30 protein-coding genes and 3 pseudogenes are annotated in these 18,722 nt (G+C 69.0%); 17 read left to right on the forward strand and 16 right to left on the reverse strand.

The features are described 5' to 3' along the window. The first annotated feature begins 100 nt into the window (after nt 1–100). The 10 genes and pseudogenes from ACWEN3_RS00650 (at nt 101) to ACWEN3_RS00695 (ending at nt 4,396) form a co-directional block, all read left to right on the forward strand. Entirely contained in the window at nt 101–229 is a 129-nt protein-coding gene (locus ACWEN3_RS00650) for a hypothetical protein (RefSeq protein WP_452963884.1), read from the forward strand. Between the two features lie 217 nt (nt 230–446). Beyond that, nucleotides 447–740: a hypothetical protein gene (locus tag ACWEN3_RS00655; protein ID WP_452963886.1), complete on the forward strand. Its 294-nt coding sequence runs from the start codon at nt 447–449 to the stop codon at nt 738–740. A gap of 259 nt (nt 741–999) precedes the next feature. Continuing rightward, a complete protein-coding gene (locus ACWEN3_RS00660) occupies nt 1,000–1,371 on the forward strand; it encodes a hypothetical protein (protein ID WP_452963887.1) in 372 nt (123 codons plus the stop codon). A gap of 310 nt (nt 1,372–1,681) precedes the next feature. Further along, on the forward strand, nt 1,682–2,020 hold the full coding sequence (locus ACWEN3_RS00665) for a hypothetical protein (RefSeq protein ID WP_452963889.1): 339 nt from the start codon (nt 1,682–1,684) through the stop codon (nt 2,018–2,020). 63 nt (nt 2,021–2,083) lie between these two features. Then, complete coding sequence (locus ACWEN3_RS00670; RefSeq protein WP_452963891.1) at nt 2,084–2,323, forward strand: hypothetical protein; 240 nt, start codon at nt 2,084–2,086, stop codon at nt 2,321–2,323. Nucleotides 2,324–2,461: 138 nt separating this feature from the next. Beyond that, on the forward strand, nt 2,462–2,788 hold the full coding sequence (locus tag ACWEN3_RS00675; protein ID WP_452963893.1) for a hypothetical protein: 327 nt from the start codon (nt 2,462–2,464) through the stop codon (nt 2,786–2,788). Nucleotides 2,789–2,944: 156 nt separating this feature from the next. Continuing rightward, nucleotides 2,945–3,079 (forward strand): hypothetical protein, encoded by a 135-nt coding sequence (locus ACWEN3_RS00680; RefSeq protein WP_452963895.1) that lies wholly within the window; start codon nt 2,945–2,947, stop codon nt 3,077–3,079. 129 nt (nt 3,080–3,208) lie between these two features. Continuing rightward, nucleotides 3,209–3,343, forward strand: coding sequence for a hypothetical protein (locus ACWEN3_RS00685; RefSeq protein ID WP_452963897.1), 135 nt, complete (start codon nt 3,209–3,211; stop codon nt 3,341–3,343). 240 nt (nt 3,344–3,583) lie between these two features. Then, nucleotides 3,584–3,763, forward strand: a pseudogene (locus ACWEN3_RS00690) (site-specific integrase); the annotation flags it as partial. Between the two features lie 57 nt (nt 3,764–3,820). Next, nucleotides 3,821–4,396: a hypothetical protein gene (locus ACWEN3_RS00695; protein WP_452963898.1), complete on the forward strand. Its 576-nt coding sequence runs from the start codon at nt 3,821–3,823 to the stop codon at nt 4,394–4,396. Between the two features lie 13 nt (nt 4,397–4,409). Here the strand turns inward: ACWEN3_RS00695 and ACWEN3_RS00700 are convergent, their stop codons facing one another. Continuing rightward, complete coding sequence (locus ACWEN3_RS00700; RefSeq protein ID WP_452963899.1) at nt 4,410–4,802, reverse strand: nuclear transport factor 2 family protein; 393 nt, start codon at nt 4,800–4,802, stop codon at nt 4,410–4,412. A gap of 122 nt (nt 4,803–4,924) precedes the next feature. Here ACWEN3_RS00700 and ACWEN3_RS00705 point away from each other — a divergent pair, with 122 nt between their 5' ends. Next, entirely contained in the window at nt 4,925–5,296 is a 372-nt protein-coding gene (locus ACWEN3_RS00705; RefSeq protein WP_452963901.1) for a hypothetical protein, read from the forward strand. 74 nt (nt 5,297–5,370) lie between these two features. Here the strand turns inward: ACWEN3_RS00705 and murJ are convergent, their stop codons facing one another. Both murJ and ACWEN3_RS00715 read right to left on the reverse strand, forming a co-directional pair. Continuing rightward, nucleotides 5,371–7,077, reverse strand: a complete 1,707-nt coding sequence (murJ, locus tag ACWEN3_RS00710; RefSeq protein ID WP_452963903.1) for a murein biosynthesis integral membrane protein MurJ — start codon at nt 7,075–7,077, stop codon at nt 5,371–5,373. Nucleotides 7,078–7,227: 150 nt separating this feature from the next. Continuing rightward, nucleotides 7,228–7,467 (reverse strand): annotated as a pseudogene (locus ACWEN3_RS00715) (Tn3 family transposase); the annotation flags it as partial. Nucleotides 7,468–7,669: 202 nt separating this feature from the next. Here ACWEN3_RS00715 and ACWEN3_RS00720 point away from each other — a divergent pair. Further along, the gene (locus ACWEN3_RS00720) at nt 7,670–8,587 is read left to right on the forward strand and encodes an aminoglycoside phosphotransferase family protein (RefSeq protein ID WP_452963905.1); all 918 of its coding nucleotides are present in this window, start codon (nt 7,670–7,672) and stop codon (nt 8,585–8,587) included. Between the two features lie 54 nt (nt 8,588–8,641). Here the strand turns inward: ACWEN3_RS00720 and ACWEN3_RS00725 are convergent, their stop codons facing one another. The 4 genes and pseudogenes from ACWEN3_RS00725 to ACWEN3_RS00740 form a co-directional block, all read right to left on the reverse strand. Further along, nucleotides 8,642–8,860 carry a hypothetical protein gene (locus tag ACWEN3_RS00725; protein WP_452963906.1) on the reverse strand — a complete coding sequence of 73 codons (219 nt, stop codon included), beginning with the start codon at nt 8,858–8,860 and terminating at the stop codon, nt 8,642–8,644. Between the two features lie 148 nt (nt 8,861–9,008). Then, nucleotides 9,009–9,356: pseudogene (locus ACWEN3_RS00730) on the reverse strand (Tn3 family transposase); the annotation flags it as partial. 176 nt (nt 9,357–9,532) lie between these two features. Beyond that, a complete protein-coding gene (locus ACWEN3_RS00735) occupies nt 9,533–9,724 on the reverse strand; it encodes a hypothetical protein (RefSeq protein WP_067045490.1) in 192 nt (63 codons plus the stop codon). A 137-nt stretch (nt 9,725–9,861) separates the two neighbouring features. Beyond that, nucleotides 9,862–10,074 (reverse strand): hypothetical protein, encoded by a 213-nt coding sequence (locus ACWEN3_RS00740; RefSeq protein WP_452963908.1) that lies wholly within the window; start codon nt 10,072–10,074, stop codon nt 9,862–9,864. Between the two features lie 281 nt (nt 10,075–10,355). Here ACWEN3_RS00740 and ACWEN3_RS00745 point away from each other — a divergent pair, with 281 nt between their 5' ends. Continuing rightward, nucleotides 10,356–10,559 carry a cold-shock protein gene (locus ACWEN3_RS00745; RefSeq protein WP_452963910.1) on the forward strand — a complete coding sequence of 68 codons (204 nt, stop codon included), beginning with the start codon at nt 10,356–10,358 and terminating at the stop codon, nt 10,557–10,559. A gap of 97 nt (nt 10,560–10,656) precedes the next feature. Here ACWEN3_RS00745 and ACWEN3_RS00750 read toward each other — a convergent pair whose 3' ends face one another. The 9 genes from ACWEN3_RS00750 to ACWEN3_RS00790 all read right to left on the reverse strand — a co-directional run bounded on the left by ACWEN3_RS00750 (nt 10,657) and on the right by ACWEN3_RS00790 (nt 15,284). Further along, nucleotides 10,657–10,785, reverse strand: a complete 129-nt coding sequence (locus ACWEN3_RS00750; RefSeq protein ID WP_267133494.1) for a hypothetical protein — start codon at nt 10,783–10,785, stop codon at nt 10,657–10,659. A gap of 330 nt (nt 10,786–11,115) precedes the next feature. Continuing rightward, a complete protein-coding gene (locus ACWEN3_RS00755; protein ID WP_452963912.1) occupies nt 11,116–11,454 on the reverse strand; it encodes a hypothetical protein in 339 nt (112 codons plus the stop codon). Further along, a complete protein-coding gene (locus tag ACWEN3_RS00760) occupies nt 11,451–11,915 on the reverse strand; it encodes a hypothetical protein (RefSeq protein WP_452963914.1) in 465 nt (154 codons plus the stop codon). Before ACWEN3_RS00760 ends, ACWEN3_RS00755 begins: the two co-directional genes overlap by 4 nt. An 86-nt stretch (nt 11,916–12,001) precedes the next feature. Further along, the gene (locus ACWEN3_RS00765; protein ID WP_452963916.1) at nt 12,002–12,853 is read right to left on the reverse strand and encodes a helix-turn-helix domain-containing protein; all 852 of its coding nucleotides are present in this window, start codon (nt 12,851–12,853) and stop codon (nt 12,002–12,004) included. Continuing rightward, nucleotides 12,850–13,386: a DUF6879 family protein gene (locus tag ACWEN3_RS00770; protein WP_452963918.1), complete on the reverse strand. Its 537-nt coding sequence runs from the start codon at nt 13,384–13,386 to the stop codon at nt 12,850–12,852. The genes ACWEN3_RS00765 and ACWEN3_RS00770 overlap by 4 nt, the downstream gene beginning before the upstream one ends. Nucleotides 13,387–13,391: 5 nt before the next feature. Then, the gene (locus ACWEN3_RS00775; RefSeq protein WP_452963920.1) at nt 13,392–13,601 is read right to left on the reverse strand and encodes a hypothetical protein; all 210 of its coding nucleotides are present in this window, start codon (nt 13,599–13,601) and stop codon (nt 13,392–13,394) included. A 169-nt stretch (nt 13,602–13,770) separates the two neighbouring features. Further along, complete coding sequence (locus ACWEN3_RS00780) at nt 13,771–14,391, reverse strand: hypothetical protein (RefSeq protein ID WP_452963922.1); 621 nt, start codon at nt 14,389–14,391, stop codon at nt 13,771–13,773. A 114-nt stretch (nt 14,392–14,505) separates the two neighbouring features. Beyond that, nucleotides 14,506–14,631 (reverse strand): DUF397 domain-containing protein, encoded by a 126-nt coding sequence (locus ACWEN3_RS00785; protein WP_452963924.1) that lies wholly within the window; start codon nt 14,629–14,631, stop codon nt 14,506–14,508. 125 nt (nt 14,632–14,756) lie between these two features. Continuing rightward, nucleotides 14,757–15,284 (reverse strand): SMI1/KNR4 family protein, encoded by a 528-nt coding sequence (locus ACWEN3_RS00790; RefSeq protein WP_452963926.1) that lies wholly within the window; start codon nt 15,282–15,284, stop codon nt 14,757–14,759. Nucleotides 15,285–15,507: 223 nt separating this feature from the next. On the opposite strand from ACWEN3_RS00790, the gene ACWEN3_RS00795 reads away from it, so the two are divergent. The 4 genes from ACWEN3_RS00795 (at nt 15,508) to ACWEN3_RS00810 (ending at nt 18,300) form a co-directional block, all read left to right on the forward strand. Beyond that, nucleotides 15,508–15,756 carry a hypothetical protein gene (locus ACWEN3_RS00795; protein WP_452963927.1) on the forward strand — a complete coding sequence of 83 codons (249 nt, stop codon included), beginning with the start codon at nt 15,508–15,510 and terminating at the stop codon, nt 15,754–15,756. Between the two features lie 25 nt (nt 15,757–15,781). Beyond that, complete coding sequence (locus tag ACWEN3_RS00800) at nt 15,782–16,129, forward strand: hypothetical protein (protein WP_452963929.1); 348 nt, start codon at nt 15,782–15,784, stop codon at nt 16,127–16,129. 125 nt (nt 16,130–16,254) lie between these two features. Beyond that, on the forward strand, nt 16,255–16,959 hold the full coding sequence (locus tag ACWEN3_RS00805) for a hypothetical protein (RefSeq protein ID WP_452963931.1): 705 nt from the start codon (nt 16,255–16,257) through the stop codon (nt 16,957–16,959). Between the two features lie 426 nt (nt 16,960–17,385). Next, a complete protein-coding gene (locus ACWEN3_RS00810; RefSeq protein ID WP_452963933.1) occupies nt 17,386–18,300 on the forward strand; it encodes a replication-relaxation family protein in 915 nt (304 codons plus the stop codon). Nucleotides 18,301–18,722: the final 422 nt, after the last annotated feature.

The raw sequence follows: 18,722 nt of genomic DNA on the forward strand, positions 1-18,722 counted from the left end.
GAACAGGCGCGTCATCACTCACGACAGCCACACTGCCAGACCCCACCCGACACCGACCCGACCACCTTGACCAAAGACATAGGGGCACCCCCCCCAGCAGGTGACCAACGACTGCGGGCCCGGTCTGCGGCTGGACACCATGCCCGGCGGGTACGTGAAGGTCTCGGACTACCGCGACTACCAGCCGCCCGACGCGGTCACCGCCGGTCCCCGCATGCTCATGCGCTGATCTCGGCCTCGAAAGCCGCAGGTCAAGGGCGGGCTCCCACCACCCTAGGTCACACTATTATGAATATTGCGGGGTGGGCTTATCTCCCCACACCACCCCTCCCGCAACCCAAGGGCCGACCGAGCGCCTCCGGTACCGCAAGCCCCAGCCGTCTGGCCGCACCTGACCGGCCGCCTGCCCGCCTCACACCGCCGCCACCCACAGAAGGGACCGCGCATTGGCCACCTTCAGTCACATCACCCGCGAGCGCTGCGCCCAGCTGAGCCGTGCCCTCACGGCCGCCAGCCTTTCCTGGACGGACAACGGCCGCCAGGACAACCCCGAGTTCCTGACCTACACCGCCACCGACGCGCACGGCCGCGAGTGGAGCATCAGTCCGGCCACCAGCAACCAGATCACCCCGTCCCGGCCCGCGAGTATCTGGCAGGCCCAGTGCACCGAGCCGATGCACCGGCCTGCGGTCCTGTCCGCCCGGGCGGTCGTCGACCACATCCGGGCGTTCCCCGCGTGACCGGCCTGCCGCAGCCGTAGCGCCCCGACGACTTCGACGACTGGTGCGAGACGTGCGGCGCAGCACCGGGTCAGTTCTGTAAGTCGGCTTGCGACACCGGCTACACCGCCGAGGACTTCCGACGAGACGCCGAGCCCCGCGACCAGGACGCGACCGCACCGCACCGAGCAGGTCACCCCACCACCCTTCCGAAGGAGTGACGACGCCGCCATGCCACAGGAGTTGACCACCCAGGAGCAGTTCGACGCATTCGCCGACGATGTGGCGCGGGAGCTGGGCACGCACTGCCGGACCGCCCCGCTGCCCGAGTACGCCCGCGGTCTGGCACGGCTCATCGTCGACGGCGACGGCCGCCGTACGCCTGTGCCAACCCGACGACGGGCAGCCCAGCAGGCTCAAGGTCTACGCGGCCCTCCCGGACGAGGCCCAGGTGCAGGCCCCGTCGATCGGGGTCACGTCGATCAGCGCCCGCCATGTGGCACGCGAGATCACCCGGCGGCTGCACCCGCTGCACGCCGAGGCCGCCGAACTGACCGCCCAGATCGCCGCCCGGCAGCAGGCGGAGGCCAGCGCCCGCGCCGCAGTCGCCGATGCTGTGGCCGGCGCGCTCCCCGGCGCCCGCATCGAATAGCAGTACCGGCGTACACGGATCATCTGGCAGCACGACGTCCGCCCGCCCGGACAGCAAGGCCCCGTCCAAGTGGACAGCGTGTGCGCAATCGTCGGAGCCTCCGGGGAGTCGGTGACCGTCGAAGCGTCCGGCCGCCCCGAACGGGTGATCTCCATGCTGGCTGCGTTCGCCCAACCCGCGCGGGAGTGAACGACCAGGTCAGGGGTGGGTTCACACCCTCACGACTCACACTATTATTAGCAGTAAGCTCGGGGTCGTCACCTCCCCCATCCCGTGACGGCCCCTCCCCCTTCCAGTCCCAGGAGTTGCCATGCTTCGAACGCTGCGCCGCGCCCTGCGATCGGCACGCCTCCGAATTCCCGCCCGCCGGTTCAGCGCCGGGATCGCGGCACTGCCGCCCACCGCGCGCGAAGCGCTCGGCACCGACATCACCGCCGAGGAGGCCATCGCCTACAACCGCAGCCGCGTCGCCACCGCAACCGCCCTCTACCGCAGTGGATACACGCTGCCCATGCGCGACCTCGACCTGGACGACGCCGTGCACGCCCTGGACTTCCCCTGCTCGGTACCGAGCCAGGAGACCCGCGCCGTCATTCGTGCCGCGCTCGCCGTCCTGGACGCCGACTACACCGTCACCGTCACTCACTGACCAGCCGTCCGCCCTGACCTGCGGGCCGCCCCGTCCGGGTGGCCCGCGCCGGAAGGAGACCCGGTGTTCCTCGTCATACCCGACCCCGCCCAGGGACTGGTCGCCGCCCCCAGGTCCTCTGACGACCTCACGCCCGGCACCGAGGAGACCCTCACCCTCCAGGGATTCGCTTGGAACAGTGAGATCGAGGCGTACACCTGCCCGACCGACAGCAGCCCCGCGGCCGTGGATCTCACCGCCAGCGCCCTGCGCGACCTGGGCCACTACGTCTTCTCCTCCTACACGCCGCTGCCCACCGCCTGACCGCCGCCCTCCCCGACCGGGCAACTGCCCCGATCCCGCAGGTCCTTTTACACGGATGGAGTTCCGTCATGCCCCGACGCCACCCCCCGGCCGCCCGCCCGGTACGCCGCCACCGGGCACGAGGGAGCCCACCAGGTCGTGGACCAGCTCCACTGGTACGCGCTCAGCAGCCACACCACCCGCCCGGCCGTGGAGGACGCAGCGCGCGAACTGGCCTCCAACCCCACTGCCGCCATTGCGGCCGTGGAGACACTCGACGCCGCCCAGAGCGGCCCGGCGGCCACCGAGCGACGCATCCTGCGCCGGTACGGGTACGCCTGGAGCCTGCGCCAGCACGAGATGCTCTCCCTGATGCGGGAGTTCAGCCACCGCCGCCTGGAGGCGCTCGTCTCCGACGGCCACCTGTCCATGGTCTTTACTCCGGCCGGCCAGCCGTACTACACCACGCCCGAGCGGCTTCGATGAGCTGTCACCACGCTGGGTCCGCGACGGGGACGAATCCTTCCCGGCCGCCGAGCCCGCCCATCTCGAGCGCCCCCGCCCCGCCCTTGAACTCCTGCCGCAGCGCAAGCGCAGGGTACCGTGCGAGCTGCACGGGACCGCCCTTGGGCGGTGCCTGCTGTGCGGCCACGCGAGGCCTTCGAGTGCCAGTGGGGCGAGTGCACCGCCAACCGCGTGACCGCGTACTGCGAGCGGTGGGTGCGGCTCGACCCCCGGTGCAGCTTCCCCCTGCCGCCGCGCCGGGACTGCGACTAGCGGCCAAACGGCAGGTCAAGGGTGGGTTCGCACTCGCCCAATACCCACTATTATTGATATTTCTGGCGATGCGGGAGCCCGGACGGCGAGCCGGCCACCCCGAGCATCACGCGAGGCAGGACACCACCGATGAAGCCCCTCGACCTGGCCCAACTGCTGGCCGCGCCGACCGAGCCTCCGGTGCGCGACGCGCTCCGCCGTCTTGCACCCAGGTCTCTGGACGCGCTGATCACCGAAGCCCTTTCGGCTACCGAGGAGGCGTAGCGGCAGGTTGTCGTTGACCGCGTCCTGAAGTTCGTGACGGAGCAGCCCGGCGACGGCCGCCCCGCGGTCGCCGCGTACTTCACGACGACGGAGCGCCGGACCGCGGACGGCATGCACGTCGGATGGAGCCCGTTCGTCGCGGCACTCTCGAGCACCGAGGACGATCCGGATCTCAGGCACACCCGCACCGCGGCGATGGCCGTGCCGGTGGGCGAGGCGGCGCTCGCCGAGGAGGTGTTCCTGCACGAGTACCGCCACTCCGCCCTCACCCACCTCGGAGAGCAGGGCGCCTCCCTGCTGATGCTGATGGCCAAGTCCCGGCACAAGAAGCCGGAGAACGTCCGCCGGTACTTCAAGCCGTCCCCTGAGGCGATCTCTGAGCTGACCAGCCTGCTCGCCCCCGGCGACGCGCGCCGCTGACCCTGCTGTGCATGAAGTCGGCTTGCGGCTGTACGCCTGATAGCGCCGACGCAACCCTTGAACGGCATCCTTGGGTTCATTCCTTGGCTTCAATCCAAGGGTTGCTACCTTGAGTTCATGCCAAGCAATGAGAAGCCTCGCCTCATCCCGACCGGCAAGTGCTGGTGCGGCTGCGGGAAGGACGTCGGCCTGGGCAAGTTCTTCGCCGCCGGCCACGACAAAATCGCCGAAGCAGCACTCATGGCCCTCAAGTACGACGGGTCCGTCGCTCAACTGCTCCACGCCCACGGCTTCGGCTCGCACCATTCCGTCCGCCACGCCGCCGTCACCGATCCGGACTGCTCGTGGGAGAAGTGCGCCGACTGCAACTACAGCGGCGCCCCTGCCAGCATCGCCAACCACCGTAAGAAGGATCATCCCGACCGGCACGTCCTCGCCCAGGCGATTCGCGCCCTTGGCGGCACCTGGGATCCGCAGCGCGCCATCAAGGCTCTCGGCGACCACGGTCACACGTGGGAAGACCAACGGGCAGCGGAGAAACGGGTCCGGCTGATCCTGCGCGACCTGTGCGCAGACGGGCTCATCGTCAAAACCGACCCTCAACGGGCTGTCTACGACCTCGTTCAGGAGTAGAGCCGGGGACGGTTCAGCCCTCGGGGACGGGGGTGCCCTGGTGGTAGTAGAGCCGCCATCCGGTGTCGCCCTCGCCCTTGCGCCACAGGGAGCTGCGGCGGGCCCGGCGGCCGGCGATGACGCTCTCGTACGTCAGGTGCACGAGGTCCGGGGCGAGGAGCACCCCGCGCATGCCGGAGGCCTCGATGTGCGGGCTGTCCGCTCCGCCGTGCAGGGTGGGCAGGTCCGCGACCATCTCCTCGTACGTCCAGCGCCGCCCGGAGGCACCGACCTCGACGAACTCTGGGTCGAACAGCCGGACGCCGACTGCGGAGGCGCGGACGGCGGGGTCGTGCAGGCGCAGTTCACCGTCCTTCGCCGCAGCGATCGCGACCTGTTCCTCGGGGTTCTCATCCGTGTCGATCATGGACGCATCCTCTCTCGCCCCGGAGCCCTCGGCAAAGGTTCTTCGGGTCCTCGTCCGTTGACCAAAGTGGAGAACATGGCATTCCGGGCCGCGGCGTGCCTGGCCGCCTCTACAGTTGCGTCATGGAGTTCAACCGGGGTGACTGGATCTGGGAACTGATGCTGACGAGGCGTCCCTCCGACACACGCTTCTCGAAGTCGAGCACTCCGGGCGGAGAGAGCCCGCTGGCGCGGGATGACGACAACACGCTCGTTACGCACGCCGTGCTGTTCGACGGGACCAAGACGGCCCTGGTGATCCTCGGCACGGGCGTCGCGCTGGGGGCCGCCGCGATGAAGGCCGCGCCTCACGTCAAGAGCGGGCTGATCAGCCTTAAGTCGAAGCTGCGCCGCCGGGCGGAGGAGACCACCGACGCCGAGACCCCCGTTCCCCTCACGGTAGTTGCGGAGGTCGAGCCGGAGCAGCCTGACCCCCCTCGACTGCGCGCTGTCTGACCGTCAGACCAGGCGTCGGCGCGGGCCCGGATAGATCCGCATCACGGACTATCCAGCCCCCTTGCCGCGGGTGCTCAGCCGAGACCGGGCGCTCGCCCCAGGCCCGGCAGGCTCCGCAGCTCGCTGATCTTGAAGATTCGTGCGAGCAGCACGAACACCAGGAGCATCGTGAGGCCCCCCGCGGCGAGGCCCAGAGCGGGTGCCCAGGTGGTCGAGGTGACGGTGCTGGAGCAGGAGCGGGCCACGAACCAGCCCAGCGTTCCCGCCGCGAGGGCAGAGGCCGTCAGCTTGCCGTAGGTGCGGCACAGCCTCTTGCCGTCCAGGCGGCCTTCGAGGCGTCGTCGCAACAGCGTCGCGGTGATGAGCAGGCCGATGGCGTACGAGGCGGCGTAGGCGCCGGCCAGGCCGGTGACGGCCCATCGCGGGGGCATCAGCAGATGGCAGGCGGTGGCCAGGGCGATGTTTGCGGTACTGATCCACACGGCCATCCAGAACGGGGTCCGGGTGTCCTCGAAGGCGTAGAAGCCGCGCAGCAGCATGTACTGCGCAGAGAAGGGGATCAGGCCGAGTCCGAAAGCCTGGAGCATCTGGCCCAACGGCACGATGGATGCCGGATGGGCTGCTCCGTGAGCGAAGACCACCTGCGCCATTTGCGGGCCGAGGGCGACGAAGAAGAAGGCGGCGGGAACGATGACGACGCCGCTGATCCGCAGTGCTCGGGAGAGGTCACCCCGCATGTCGTCGAGGCGGTGTTCGGCGACGGCCTGGCTCATTCGTGGCAGCAGGGCGGTGACCAGCGAGACGGTGATGACGGACTGCGGCAGCGACCAGATGGTCTGTGCGTAGGTGTAGGCGGAAAAGCCCACGCCGCCATTGGGCAGTGCCGTGTCTGCGGCGGAGGCGTAGCGGGTCACCACCGTGCTGGCTACGAGGTTGGTGAGGACGAACAACAGGGTCCAACGGGCCGCGCTGATGCTTTTGCCGAGCCCTGTGCCGCGCCAGTCGAAACGTGGGCGGAAGCGGAAACCGGCGGCCCTGGCGAAGGGGATCAGGGCGAGCGCCTGGATCGCGAGGGCGAGTGTGGTGCCCGCGCCGAGCAGCGTGACCTGGGTCTGGGTGATGTCCTGGACTGAGTCCGGGACGGCCATCATGCCGAGGTATACGCCGAACATGGTGATCAGGACGACGTTGTTGAGGACAGGGGTCCACATCATCGCACCGAACTTGTTCCGGGCGTTGAGCACTTGGCCCAGGATGCTGAAGAGTCCGTAGAAGAAGATCTGCGGGAGCAGGAACCGCGCGAAGACCACCGTCAGCTGAAACGCTTCGTGGTTGGCCGGTGAGTCGCTCTGATAGAGGCTGATGATCTGCGGCGCCGCCCAGACGGCCAGCAGCGTGCCGATTCCCAGCACGGACATCGTGAGGGTGACCAGACGCTGCTCGAAGGCCCGTCCGCCATCCGGCTGCTCCATCCTGGCCCTCACCAGCTGCGGAACCAGCACGGAGTTCAGCGCACCGCCGATGAGCAGGAAGTACAGGCTCGCCGGCACCACGTTGGCCTGGTTGTACGTCGTAGCGAGCAGCCCTGTCCCGAGCGCCCCGGCCTGTAGGACTGTTCTCAGCAGGCCCGTCGCCCGAGACACCACCGTCCCTGCCGCCATCAGCATGGACGAGCGCATCAGCCCGCCCTTTGCCGCGCCGGACTTCGTGGCGGCGTGCCGCCCTCGCTTCTGCTTCCCCGGTAACTGCGTTCTCGCCGCGCCCGGCGTTCCCTCCACCATGTGCCTAACCTACGGCGTAGAGATCATCATCATGGGCACTGCCCCGGGTTCTCCGGTCGGCCCGCAGTCCCCAGTCGATGCACTGCGGCGAATGGAAACTCCGGGCCGTGGGGTCATGCAGTACTCAGGTACGTCAGGCCGGGAAGGTCCTCACTGCTCGCTGGCATCCGGATCGCGTAGGGGCCGCAGTCCGCCGGGCAGGTCAGGAAGCTGGAAGGAGTACCGCCCCAGCATGTTGATGTGCTGCCGTACAAACGGCGAGAGGCGGGCCACGTCCTCGTCGCGGACGTCGAAGCCTTCTGCGCGCAGCTGGTTCACCGCGGCATCCATGTACCGGGTGTTGAAGAGGACGACGGCGTTGAGGACCAGGCCGAGGGCGCCGATCTGGTCTTATCCGAACTAGCCCAGCCTGGCGGCGAGTTGCCGTTCCCGTCCTCATTCGCCACGGAAAGTAGTTGTGTAGAAGTTCGGTGGACCGACAACGTCGGGTGAGTCGCGGGCTGTTGATGTGTCAGAACTGCTGATCTAGGACGTTCAGCGACGGTGGGAGGTTTGTCAGCGGTGGGTCGGCGCCCGACTACGGTTGCTCCGCATGACCCACACCGAGATCGAGATCACCGCGGAGTTGGTCCGGGATCTGCTCCGCGACCAGCACCCGGACCTGGCCGAGCACCCTGTAAGGCTCGGCGCGCGCGGCTGGGACAACCAGCTGTGGCGGCTCGGCGACGACCTCGCCGTCCGGCTGCCCTGGGCGACGCAATCCGCGGACGCGCTGCTGCGCAAGGAGCACGAGTGGCTTCCCGCTCTCGCCCCACATCTTCCCTTGCCGGTCCCCGTCCCGCAGCGCCTCAGCGAGCCCTCCGAGCGGTTTCCGCGGCCTTGGATCGTCACCACCTGGGTGCCGGGAACGCCCGCCGACCGCGCCCCCGCCACGCGCGCCGCTCAGGCGGCCGACACCTTGGCCGCTTTCCTGACCGCTCTACACCGACCTGCCCCCGACGGGGCGCCGACCGGCCGCGACCGTGGAGGGCCGCTGACCGACCATGCCGAGGGGTTCGCCCAGGCGCTGGCCTCGGCCACCGATTCAGGGCTGATCCCCGACCCGGACGCCGTCCGCGCCATTTGGGAAGACGCTGCCGCCGCGCCCGACTGGAGGGGGCCGGCGCTGTGGCTCCACGGCGACCTGCATCCGGCCAACGTCCTCACCGAGAACGGCACTTTCTGCGGCGTGATCGACTTCGGCGACCTTTGCGCGGGCGATCCGGCCTGCGACCTCGCCGCCGCGTGGATGCTGCTGCCGGACGGCGCCGCCGCCCGCTTCCATGACGCCTACCAGCCAGCCCCGGACCCGGCGACCCTGCGCCGCGCCCGCGGCTGGGCAGTGCTGAAAGCCCTCGCCTGCATCCTCATCGGAGAGGCTGGCATCCACGGCCGCCCCGGCGGCAAACCCACCTGGGGCCCACCCGCCCATACCGCCCTTCGACGCCTGATCGAGGCGGCCCGCCACTGAAGCCACCCACCGTCACAGAACATCCAAACCAGCAGTTCTGAACTTCTGAGGGCTTCATTCCTCGCTCGGTTCGGGGGTGATCCTGCCGGCGGCAGTGCGGAAGTCCGGCATGCCGAGATGGACGGTGGGATGCCGGGTGGCGAGGTCGCGCATCACAGCGAGTTTTTGCTCGGCGGCGGCGAGGCTGGCCTCGATCGCGGCGACTTCGCCGAGCCACCCCTGTTCCTTGGCCTCCTGGAGCCGGTCGAGCAGGTTCGCGTGGATCTCCTCCAAGCGGGGCATCTGCTCGAGATCGGGCCGCAGGACGGGGCGTGTTCGTGGACGCAGGGGGTGCCGAAGTCGCGTGCGCAGACGCCGAGCGCGACCTTCCGCAGCTCGAAGTGGGCGTCGATCTCCGGGGACTCGTCGGCTCACACCCCAGTAGTTCGGTCAACAGGTCCTCCATGCCGTCCTGGTGGCGCTGGTAGAGCTGCCCTGAGCGGCCATGGAAGATCTTTCGGGCGAGCGCGTGGCGGCCCTCCTGGAGGTTGGCCTGCGCCTTGATCTGGCGCCGGTAGCCGGGCTCGTCGGCCAAACGCAGGATGTGCAGGGACTTGGCGATCCGCCCGTAGTGCGCGATCGCGTCCCCAAGCGGGGTCGGACGTCCGTCCCGGGACAGCATCCGGATCACGTCGTACGCGCGGACGGCGCCGGTGTGGATGGAGCCGATGATGCGCAGGATGTCCTCCCACTGCCGTTCGATCCGGGCGAGGTCGACCCGGCCACGGGCGACTACACAGCCTGTTGGACGGGTGCGGCACGGCAGGGATAGGCGCTATCACTCAGCGGGCTTGCTGGAGGTGCCTAGCTCCTTCACGACCAGGCCGCGGCTGATCTGCACGGCCCAGAAACCCACGCAGGCACCACCCGTTCACCGTGGTGCCTGCCGCGCGCTGCTGTCGAGACTCAGGCCTTGTTGACCTTGGCCGCGCGTCCCGGTCCTTGGATCTGGAACGAGACGGTGTCCCCGGGATGGATCTCGTCGGGGTCGATCACGAGGTCGTCTACCGTGAAGTACAGCACGGGACCACCTTGGTCGTTCTTGATGCTTCCCTCACCCGGGTCCGCGTTCCACTCATGGATCTTGCCTTGGTCCATGGCTGTGTCTCCTTGGCTTGAGGGGGGCGAGCTCCGGTCGCATGCCGGGCTCGCTCCCAGCGAACGCGAACCCGCGTGCGTCAGCGACCGCTGTGCGTCGAACAGGTGACGACGGCCGCCAGCCCACCGACGGGCGTTCAGCGCACCCATACCTCCGGGCCGCCACCGTGCCACTCGATCAGCGGCGAGTTCACCAGGTCCACCACGTCCAACCCCTCCAGGCCGGCACGCTCCAGGAACACGCTCAGGTCATGCAGGCTGTATGCGGTTCCCAGCGTCTCGCTGCCGACGTGGATGCGACGGCCGCCACCCTCTCCGGGCGGGAACACGATCACGCGACGCTCAGCCATAGCCTCAGCCTCGCCTAACGGCAGGTGAGGCGCATTCGGGGGACGGCTGTCAGTGGCGGCGGTTGCCCCACGGGGGTCGCGTTGTCGTCGTGGTGTCTTGTGGCCGAGCTACACCAGCCGGTGTAGCGTCGTAATCAGCAGTCGTGGTTCCGAAGTCCCGTTCGCCCGTGATCGCATCGCGGGCGTTTTTGCTGTTCAACGCCTCTCCGGACCAGGGCGATCACCTCCGGGACCCGCACGGTGCGGGACCCGATACGAGTCCCCTCGAAGGAGACAGGTACATGGCCAAGGGCACTGTGAAGTGGTTCAACGCGGAAAAGGGCTTCGGCTTCATCGAGCAGGAGGGTGGCGGCCCGGACGTCTTCGCCCACTACTCGAACATCGCCGCCCAGGGCTTCCGCGAGCTGCAGGAGGGCCAGAAGGTCGAGTTCGACGTTACGCAGGGCCAGAAGGGCCCGCAGGCGGAGAACATCCGCCCCGTGTAACGCCACACGCAAGAGAGGCCCCAGCTGGTGGGTACATCCCGGCTGGGGCTTCTTCGTTCCCGTCCGCCGGTTGCGCCTGCCGGGGCCGCCCTACCTGTCAGCCCTCGCTCGGGACGATGAAGCCCCTCGCTGGCCTGGGCTCTTCCGGGTCACGCGAGTCCGGCTGCTGCGTGCGCTTCCACGCAGCGACCAGATCCGCGTGCCGCGGGTCGATCCACTCGGGCATGCGGCCTCCCTTCGTGCCCCCGCAGCCTAGGCATTGATGGTGCTGTGTGGTCGTCCCCGACGGGGGCGGGGACGACCACGTCTCCAGCGGACGACCTCGCTCCCGATCCGCCGTCGGGGAGGCCGCTGGAGTCCTACCTGCCCCCGACGCGATCGGCGTGCGTTGGGAGCGGGAGCCCTTTTCAGGGTTGTCTCGGCGCCGTCTGCTGGGGAGCGCGTCGGCAAGTCCGCGCATGCACGACGATGACAGAGCCAATAGCAGTCGCCCCGACGTTGTGGATCTCCTCGGTCTCCTCGTCGGGCCAGATCGTCTCGGTGCAGCGTGCGCAGTTCATCGGCGTAGCTCCAGGGCGAGGGCGTGCAGGGCGCGGCGGGTCTCGCAGATCGTGGCGTCGTCCGTGCACTGCTCGCACCGGCCGGGGTGGTCGTTGCGTGCGGCCAGGACGGCGCGGCGGGTGCAGGGCCGGCAGGCGCGAGGGAACCAGTGGCCGCCTTCGGTCTCGCGCTCGCCGAGGTCGATGGCTGTCGCGGTGGACAGCGGTTCGCCGCCCCACACGCACTCGGCGCCGCGAGCCCTGGCGTCGGGCAGGACTTCCAGCGGAGGCAGCAGGATGAGCGGGAGCAGATTGTCAGGGATGTCGATCAGGGCGCGGGTTTCGGCGGTCGTCATGTGAGGGCCTCCGCGTCGGTGCTGTAGCCGCCGGGACCGAAGGCGGCAGCGATGAGAGCGGGGTCGTTGAGGTGGCCGGTCCCATCGGGGCGCCACAGCCAGAACTGTCCTTCCACCTGCCAGCCGGTGTGCGGGCAGGACAGCGACCAGCCCGCGGGGCGCACGGTCAGCTGGCGGACGTCGGCGAGTTCCTCGGCGGCCCTCGGCTCGATGAGCCAGAACATCTTGTTGGCGTCGGGGTCGGCGAGGACGGGGCCGTGTGGTGCGTTCCGGATCCTCGAGGCCGCCGGCCATCCCCGGGTGAGGCTGGACTCGGCGACGAGCCAGTGAGCGCCGGAGACGATGGGGGCAAGGCGTTCCTCGTCCCATGCTGCGCGGACGAGGTCCGGGTGTTCGCTGCAGTCGGCGAGCCACGTATCCCCGGCCTCGTACAGTGCGGCGAAGCGCATTGAGTGGGCCATGACCTGACCGTATGCAGGGCGATTGCGGCCCTGCGCGCCGATTGCGCGGGATTGCGCGCACAGTCAGGGGCGTTGCCGGGGATTGCTCACGAGAGGGTCAGACCAGCCCGCGCGCGGGCAATCAGGCGGTGTGCCTGGTGGTCGAAGACGGCGGACTCCTCCATCAGACTCCACACCTTGCGGTAGTAGGCGACGTCATCCGCAGCGTCGAGCCACAGCTCAGCGTTCCAGGTGTCGGCGACGACGAGTCGCTCATCAATGATCCAGAACCCGTGCTTCGGGGAGAACGGTGTCCGCGCGCCCAGCGGGATGATGCCGAGGGTGACCGTGTCCAGGCCAATGAACCCGCTGATCCGGTTGAGCTGCGCGGCCATAGTCTCCGGGGCGCACCGCACGACGTGCAGGGCAGCCTCCCAGATCAGCACGTGGAAGCGGTGCCCTGGCTCGTAGACGGCCTCTTGGCGCTTCATGCGGGCCCGCACGCCCTCCTCGACGTCGCGGGGCGTACCAAGGCGGTTGGAGACGTCGGTGAGGACGCCGCGGGCGTAGTCCGGGGTCTGGAAGATGCCGGGGATAACGCCGGACTCGAAGATGTGGATCGTCTCGGCCTGCGCCTCTTGGACGGCGTGGCCTTCCTGCACGGCGCGGTGGCCGGCGGCCAGTTGTCGCTTCCAGCTGCGGTGCGCCGTCTCCAGCCGCTGCAGGCCGCCGACGCTGCGCCGCAGTTCCTCGGCCGCGCCGGGCTGATCGGCGGCCTGGGCCCATGCCTCGACGTCGACCGCCGTGGCGGTCTGCTTGCCGGTCTCCAGTCGGCTGATCTTCGAGCGCTGCCAGCCGATCCGCTCGGCGAACTCCTTGCCGTTCAGGCCGGCCTCGGTGCGCAGCTCACGTAGCCGCGCACCGAGCGCCTCACGGGCCTGCTGGTAGTCGGTGCTCACCCCCTCGAAGCTACCTGCGCCGCGAACTCCTCGCGCCGGATCGCGTAGTGCCAGGCCGCATCACGGACCTGGCAGAACGCCGCGATGCTGGCCGGGTCTTCGACGAGTTCCGCGCCGAGGTAGCCGTCGGCGTCGTCGAAGTGGAGCACCAGGGCGCAGCGTGCATCAAACAGCCAGAAGTCCACGGCGGGCAGCCGCAGCTTCTCGGCGTCCGCCCGCCACAGGTTCCGGATGTCCTCGCCGGCCTCGTTGTTGGTGGCTGCCGAGGCGAGCAGGAACAGTTGTTCCGAGGTCGGCGGGGCGTCGACGATCCTCACCCGCTCGAACCGCTTGCCCTGGGACGTCTGCGCGCGGACGTTGACGCACCAAGGGCGGTCAGAGTCATCGGGCACAGTGCCGGTTTCGAGGTAGCGGCAGTACTTCTCGCCCGCCCGGTCAGAGCCGTAGCCGCGGCGGGTCTCCAGTCTCCAAGCGGTGTGCTCGAACGTCTCGAAGTAGCTGCCGAACGTCCTGTCGTCGATGTACTGCGGCACGCGGCCTACTCCTTGGGGGCGAAGCGGGTGAGCAGCTCGCGTGGGACGCGCACGAACGACTCGCCGTCGAGGACGTTCTGCAGCTGCGCGACGTCTTCGGGGCCCGTGACGGTGTACCCCTGCACGACGATGTCTCCGGTTGCCACGTCCTCGTACAGCGTGGGGCATTTTCCGTCGTCGCTGGTGGTGCCGAGCATGCGGAGCTGCAGGGCCATGGCCGTCTCCTTCTCGTGCCGTCGATGAGCACCCAGGATGCGGTGGATAGCGGGGCCGTGCAGCCAGATTGCGCAGAATTGCACGGCGGCCGTCGACTCTCCGGCCCGTTGCGCGCAACGGCTTCTGACGTGATGCAGCCACGGACATGAAGCAAGGCCCCCTGCGCGGTCATGAGGACCGAGCCGAAGGCGTGCCGATCGAAGCCCCCAGGGCTGTGGGAGTCGTCGCTAATTTTGTGCGACCGCCGGCCGTCACGTAGCAGGTCATCGCCTCGCACTGTCGGCGTACAAACTGGCGGACTCGAGCCGAGAGCGTGTCGTAAGCCTCGCTGACGGCTCTATTCACTGCGGGGTAGTCGACTGCTCCTCCGCCGATGGCGAGGGTCGCTGCTGCCTCGATTGCTTGGGTGGCTCGTAGTACTGACGCCCGGACTACGTCATCGAGGATGAAGCCGATGTGCGCGTAGAGGGCGACCTCGCAGACGTTCAGTGTTGCGTTGGCCTCCTCCAGAACTTGGTTGCGGGCGGCATGTTCCTGGTCAGCGGACGAGCCGACCTCCATGGCGGCAGCGGAGAATTCCAGAAATCTTTCGCGGTAGTCGTGCAGCTTCTGGTTCGTCGCCATCAAGTGCTCAAGCTCAAAGTCGGCCCGCCGCTGTGCGGCGGCTGCCGCAGCATCCTCGACCCTCTCCGCCCGCTGTCGCCTGTACGCGAGCCAACCGGTGAACTGCGTTGCCAGGCCGCCCAGAAAGAAGGCAGCGATTCCCCACCAGAACTTCCAGCCCTCCATGCCCGGAAGTCTACGAGCGCGCGAAAGGCCCCCACACTCGAGGACCGAGGAGGGGGCCTAGGCACTCGGCGTGTGGTGCTATTGGTCAGTTCGGACGCCGAAGTAGCCGGGCACCTACTGGTCTCGTTTCACCCAGCCAATGAAGCTCTGCCACGCGGGCGCCGAGACCAGCACCGTGGCGGTCTCTCGGTCTTTGGTGTCGCGGATCAGGGCCCCGAAGCCGGGCCGTGCCCATTCCACGCAGCTGCGGGGTGCGGCCGCGGCTCGCGCTGGAGCTGGGTGAGGAGCTGATGAACCCCGTCCTCACCGAGAACCCCGCCCGGGCGTTCGCCGTCGAGTGGCGCTGAGCGCGAGAGCGGACCGCGTCAGCGGCAGAGCTTGTCCAGGTCCTCCGAGAAGGACGGGAACTCGGCCTGTGCCTCGGTGATGATGTCCCGGGCGGGTCGGCGCGCCGTGGTGGCGTGGCGCTCGGCGAGTTCGGTCAGTGCCGGGTTCGGTCGCGCTTCGCGTTGCTCGTACTCGACGACCTCCATCGGGCCGAGGCCGTCGGCCAGCAGCCACAGGAAGTCGGACAGGTTTCCGGCCACGACGCCACGCTCGCCCTCCGAGCCCAGGAAGACCACGGGCTGTTCGGCGAGAGGCCGGCCCGGGCGCACACGCCACAGGGCGACGAGGCCGCCGGTGCCGTCCTGTCCGAAGACCCGGTAGGCGTCGCCGTCCAGTTCGTGGTTGCCGGTCCAGTTGCGGATCCAGTCGGTGGTCTCCTCTGCGGAGTCGAAGGCGTCGTAGGGCTCGAAGTCCACGCCCTCGCCGTCGTCGTAGTCAAACTCCACCTGGGCGACGGCGGCCAGGGCGGGCGGCAAGCGGCGGTCGTCACCGGTCGTCTCGATCATGCCCGCAGGCTAGCCGCGGCCACTGACAACGGCCCTGGCGACGGAGATGTCCACGGAGAGCGCGGTTTCGCCGCCGCGGCCAGGGCCTCGTGCACGGGGTGGGTCCCTCTTAGTCCGGAAAAGCTGCTCATGTTCGCTGTGTGTCTTCGCCTCCCGCCACGATGTGCTGCTCTCCATCGCCCGGCGGCCGCGGCTGGCCGAACTGTACGCCGAGGTCGATCGGGTGCGAGGCGACAGCTTCCGCGCCGACTGGCGCATCACCGATCTCATCCGGCACGCCGCGGCCTGCGGAGCACCCGACCCCGGCGTGGTCTGTCCGGACGACGGCCCTGAGTTCACCGCCCTCGAGGAGCAGGTCCGCGCAGCGCTTGAGCAGGAACCCCGCAAGGAGCCCCGACCTGGCCCGGCGGACCCGACGCTCGCCGTGGGACGGCTGTGCCGCTCCGCTCGGAGATTTCCCACAAGCCTCTGATCTTTATTGAAAGGGCATACTGCTGATGATGACGACGACGACCACCCAGCGCCTCCTCGACCTCGCCGCGGCCGCACCGGCCAGCCACGACGAGGACCTCCTGCTGCTCTTGCGCGATGCGAGCGAGCTGTACCAGCAGGGTTTTGCAGACCTGCGCGACACGGTGGCGGCCCGCTTCGCCGGGCTGTCCGGCGAGGATCTGGTGGCGGCCGCAACCGCGGCCGGCATGCCGTGTGACGCGACCCAGGACCGCGACGAGCTGGTCCTGCTGCTCGCCCTGGCCGAGTGGGAGATGACTCCGGCGGCCCTGGCCTACTCGGAGATGGCCGAGGACGCGGCTCGCCGCGGTGTGTGCCTGATCCCGGAGGAGTGACCTCTTCCCCGCTCTGGCCGGGAAACCCTGGGTAGCGTGCTGGACCCCCACCCCAAGCTCCTGCCATTATGTGAGTTGTGAGCCGGGCAGGCCGGCTCACCTCCGACAGGACGGACACCTCTGCCATGACCTCGCGCCGTGAGCCTCGCCTGGCCGACGCTGCCGAGATCGCGGCTGAGCAGGGCCTGACGCCCGCACGGATCAGCGGCCTCTACAACGACCGCGCCGAGAACGGCTTCCCTGAAATCGCCGGCATGCGCGGCCGCGCCCGCCTGTGGGACCACGCGAAGGTCACCGAGTGGTTCGCGAACCGCCCACCGGCACGACTGCGCGAGCACAAACCGCCCGCCCGTGACCCTCAGGACCTGCTGAACGCCGCCGATGCCTCGAGGTTCCTGGGCTACAAGAACCCCAACCAGGTCACCACCTTCGTCCGCGACCACCCCGGGTACTTCCCCGACCCGGACGTCGTCGAAGAGCTGGGCACCGCCGAAAACCCCTACCGCCGACAGATGTGGCGCGTGCAGACGCTGCTGGACTGGATGGCCACCCGGCCCGGCCGCGGCAGGCAAGCCGACGCGAAGCGCACCGCGCCCGCACTGCCCGACGTGCCCGTTGACGGCGACCCCGACGAGCTCCTCGGAGCGACTCAAGCCGCGGCACTGCTGGGGTTCAAGAGCGTCAACTCCTTCTCCAGCAGCCTGTCCCAGGGCAATCTGCCGTTGCTGGAAACCCCCGACGCGCTCACGGAGAAGGGCGGGCGCCGACGGTGGACCCGCCGGCGGATCCTCAAGCAGGCCGCCCAACCCCGGGGCAGAAACCGGCGGTGAGCGCCCCTTCGCCCACCGCCCCATAGGCGCGGCATCCGGTTACGGGTCGTTGGTCCCTTGCGGGCCGGGTGTCGCACGATGGCCGGCATGGCGTGGCTCGCCACCACGCCCCGCAGCAGCCCTCTGCTGCTGCGGACCGGCCATCGCCGAACTTCTCTTGGGGCCGCCCTCTTCCTGGTTCTCCCCCCAGCCCCTTGCCGTACGGCTGGCGAACTCGCCGGCAGGAGCCAACTGCTCTGGCCCGCGGGCGCGGCCGTGGTCGGGGCCAGGGACTTCAGCAAAGACGTAGAGCGCGATGCAGTTTCGACTTCGTAACCATGGTCGGGGCTTCGTGGTCGGGGGGCTGGTCGGGGCCCCCGGGTTTCCTGAAGCAGCAACCGAACGGTCTCCTGCGGAGACCGCCACGGCCGCGGAAGGAAACGTCTCATGAGCAGCGCCACGCGGAAAACTCGGGCGACGAAACTGGCCCCGAGCCCCGCTGAGCCCTTGGCCCACCAGGTGCTGGCGGGGCTCGCCCAGCACCGCATCGCCACCACCAGCCAGTTGCGCCGGATGCTGCGCCCGGACGGCTCGCGGCAGTTGATGTCCCGTGTTCTGAACAGGCTGCGCTCCGACGGCTTCGTCGACTGCACGGTGCTGCCGGACGCCAACCGGACCCGTACCCACGCCTGGTACCTCACGCAGGAGGGCGCGCGGCTGACCCGGGACCTGCCCGTCCTGCGAGGCCGGCCGCCCTACCCCATCACCTCGGCCACGGCGGCGTCGCTGAAGACCCCGCACACGCTCGCCGTCGTTCGCGCTCACCTTGCTTTCGCCGCAGACGCCCGCCTGTTCGGGCACGAGCACGGCCCTTGGGACTGGACTCCTGAGGTGTCCCACTCCATCGGAGAGGGCGAGCGGATCGTGGCCGACGCGGTCATGTATTACACCGTCATCGAGAGCGAAGACCGGCGAAAGCTCCGTGCCTTCATGGAAGTCGATCGCAGCACCATGAGCAGTGAGCGGCTGGCCGTGAAGCTGATCGAGTACGCCCGCCTGTTCCAGTACGAGGCCCAGCCTGTCGGTCGGCGCAGGCAGGCGTCCGTAGGCCCTGCTTGGCTGCGCTGGTATCCGGTCTTTCCCCGTGTGCTCTTCGTGCTCACCGGTGCCTCTCGGGCCAGGCTGGAGAATCGGATGAGCGATCTGCAGGCGATGGTGGCTCAGCACCCGCTCGTGGCGGGCTTCGCCCGCGAAGTTCGGCTGGGAGCCGCCGTGCTGGAAGACCTGGAGCAGCACGGTCCCGGCCAGGACGTGTGGATGCCTCTGGTCGGTGGCAAGCCTCGCCCGTGGACGGACCTGTGAGTCGCCGGCGCGAGCGTTAAGTGTTGATCAGCCTGCCGCCCCAGGACACCGGTCCTGGGGCGGCAGGCGTTTGTCTGAACCGTCGTGGTCGCTTGATCAGCGTGCTGGTCCCACGTTGCTGTCAGGCGCTCTGGCGCAGCGGTGGCAGGAGTCCGTCGCCCGGCCAGAAGGGCTGCTCGGCTGCCTGGTCCCGGACACTCACCCGGGAAGAGGCCCTTGCCGCGCTTCGTCAACCCCGCACAGCAGCCTGCATCGAGTGCGACGCAGCCCGATCCCTCACCCCGCAACAGCAGCCAACCGACCAGAACCACCAGACCCATCACCAGCGCGACGACGAACCCCGACAGGACACGAACCCCCGGCGAAACGCCCCCCATAACCACCCAGCCCGAAAGAGCGGCGCGAAAAGAAGCAGAGAACGG

This window comes from Streptomyces sp. NPDC004561 (genome assembly GCF_053602155.1).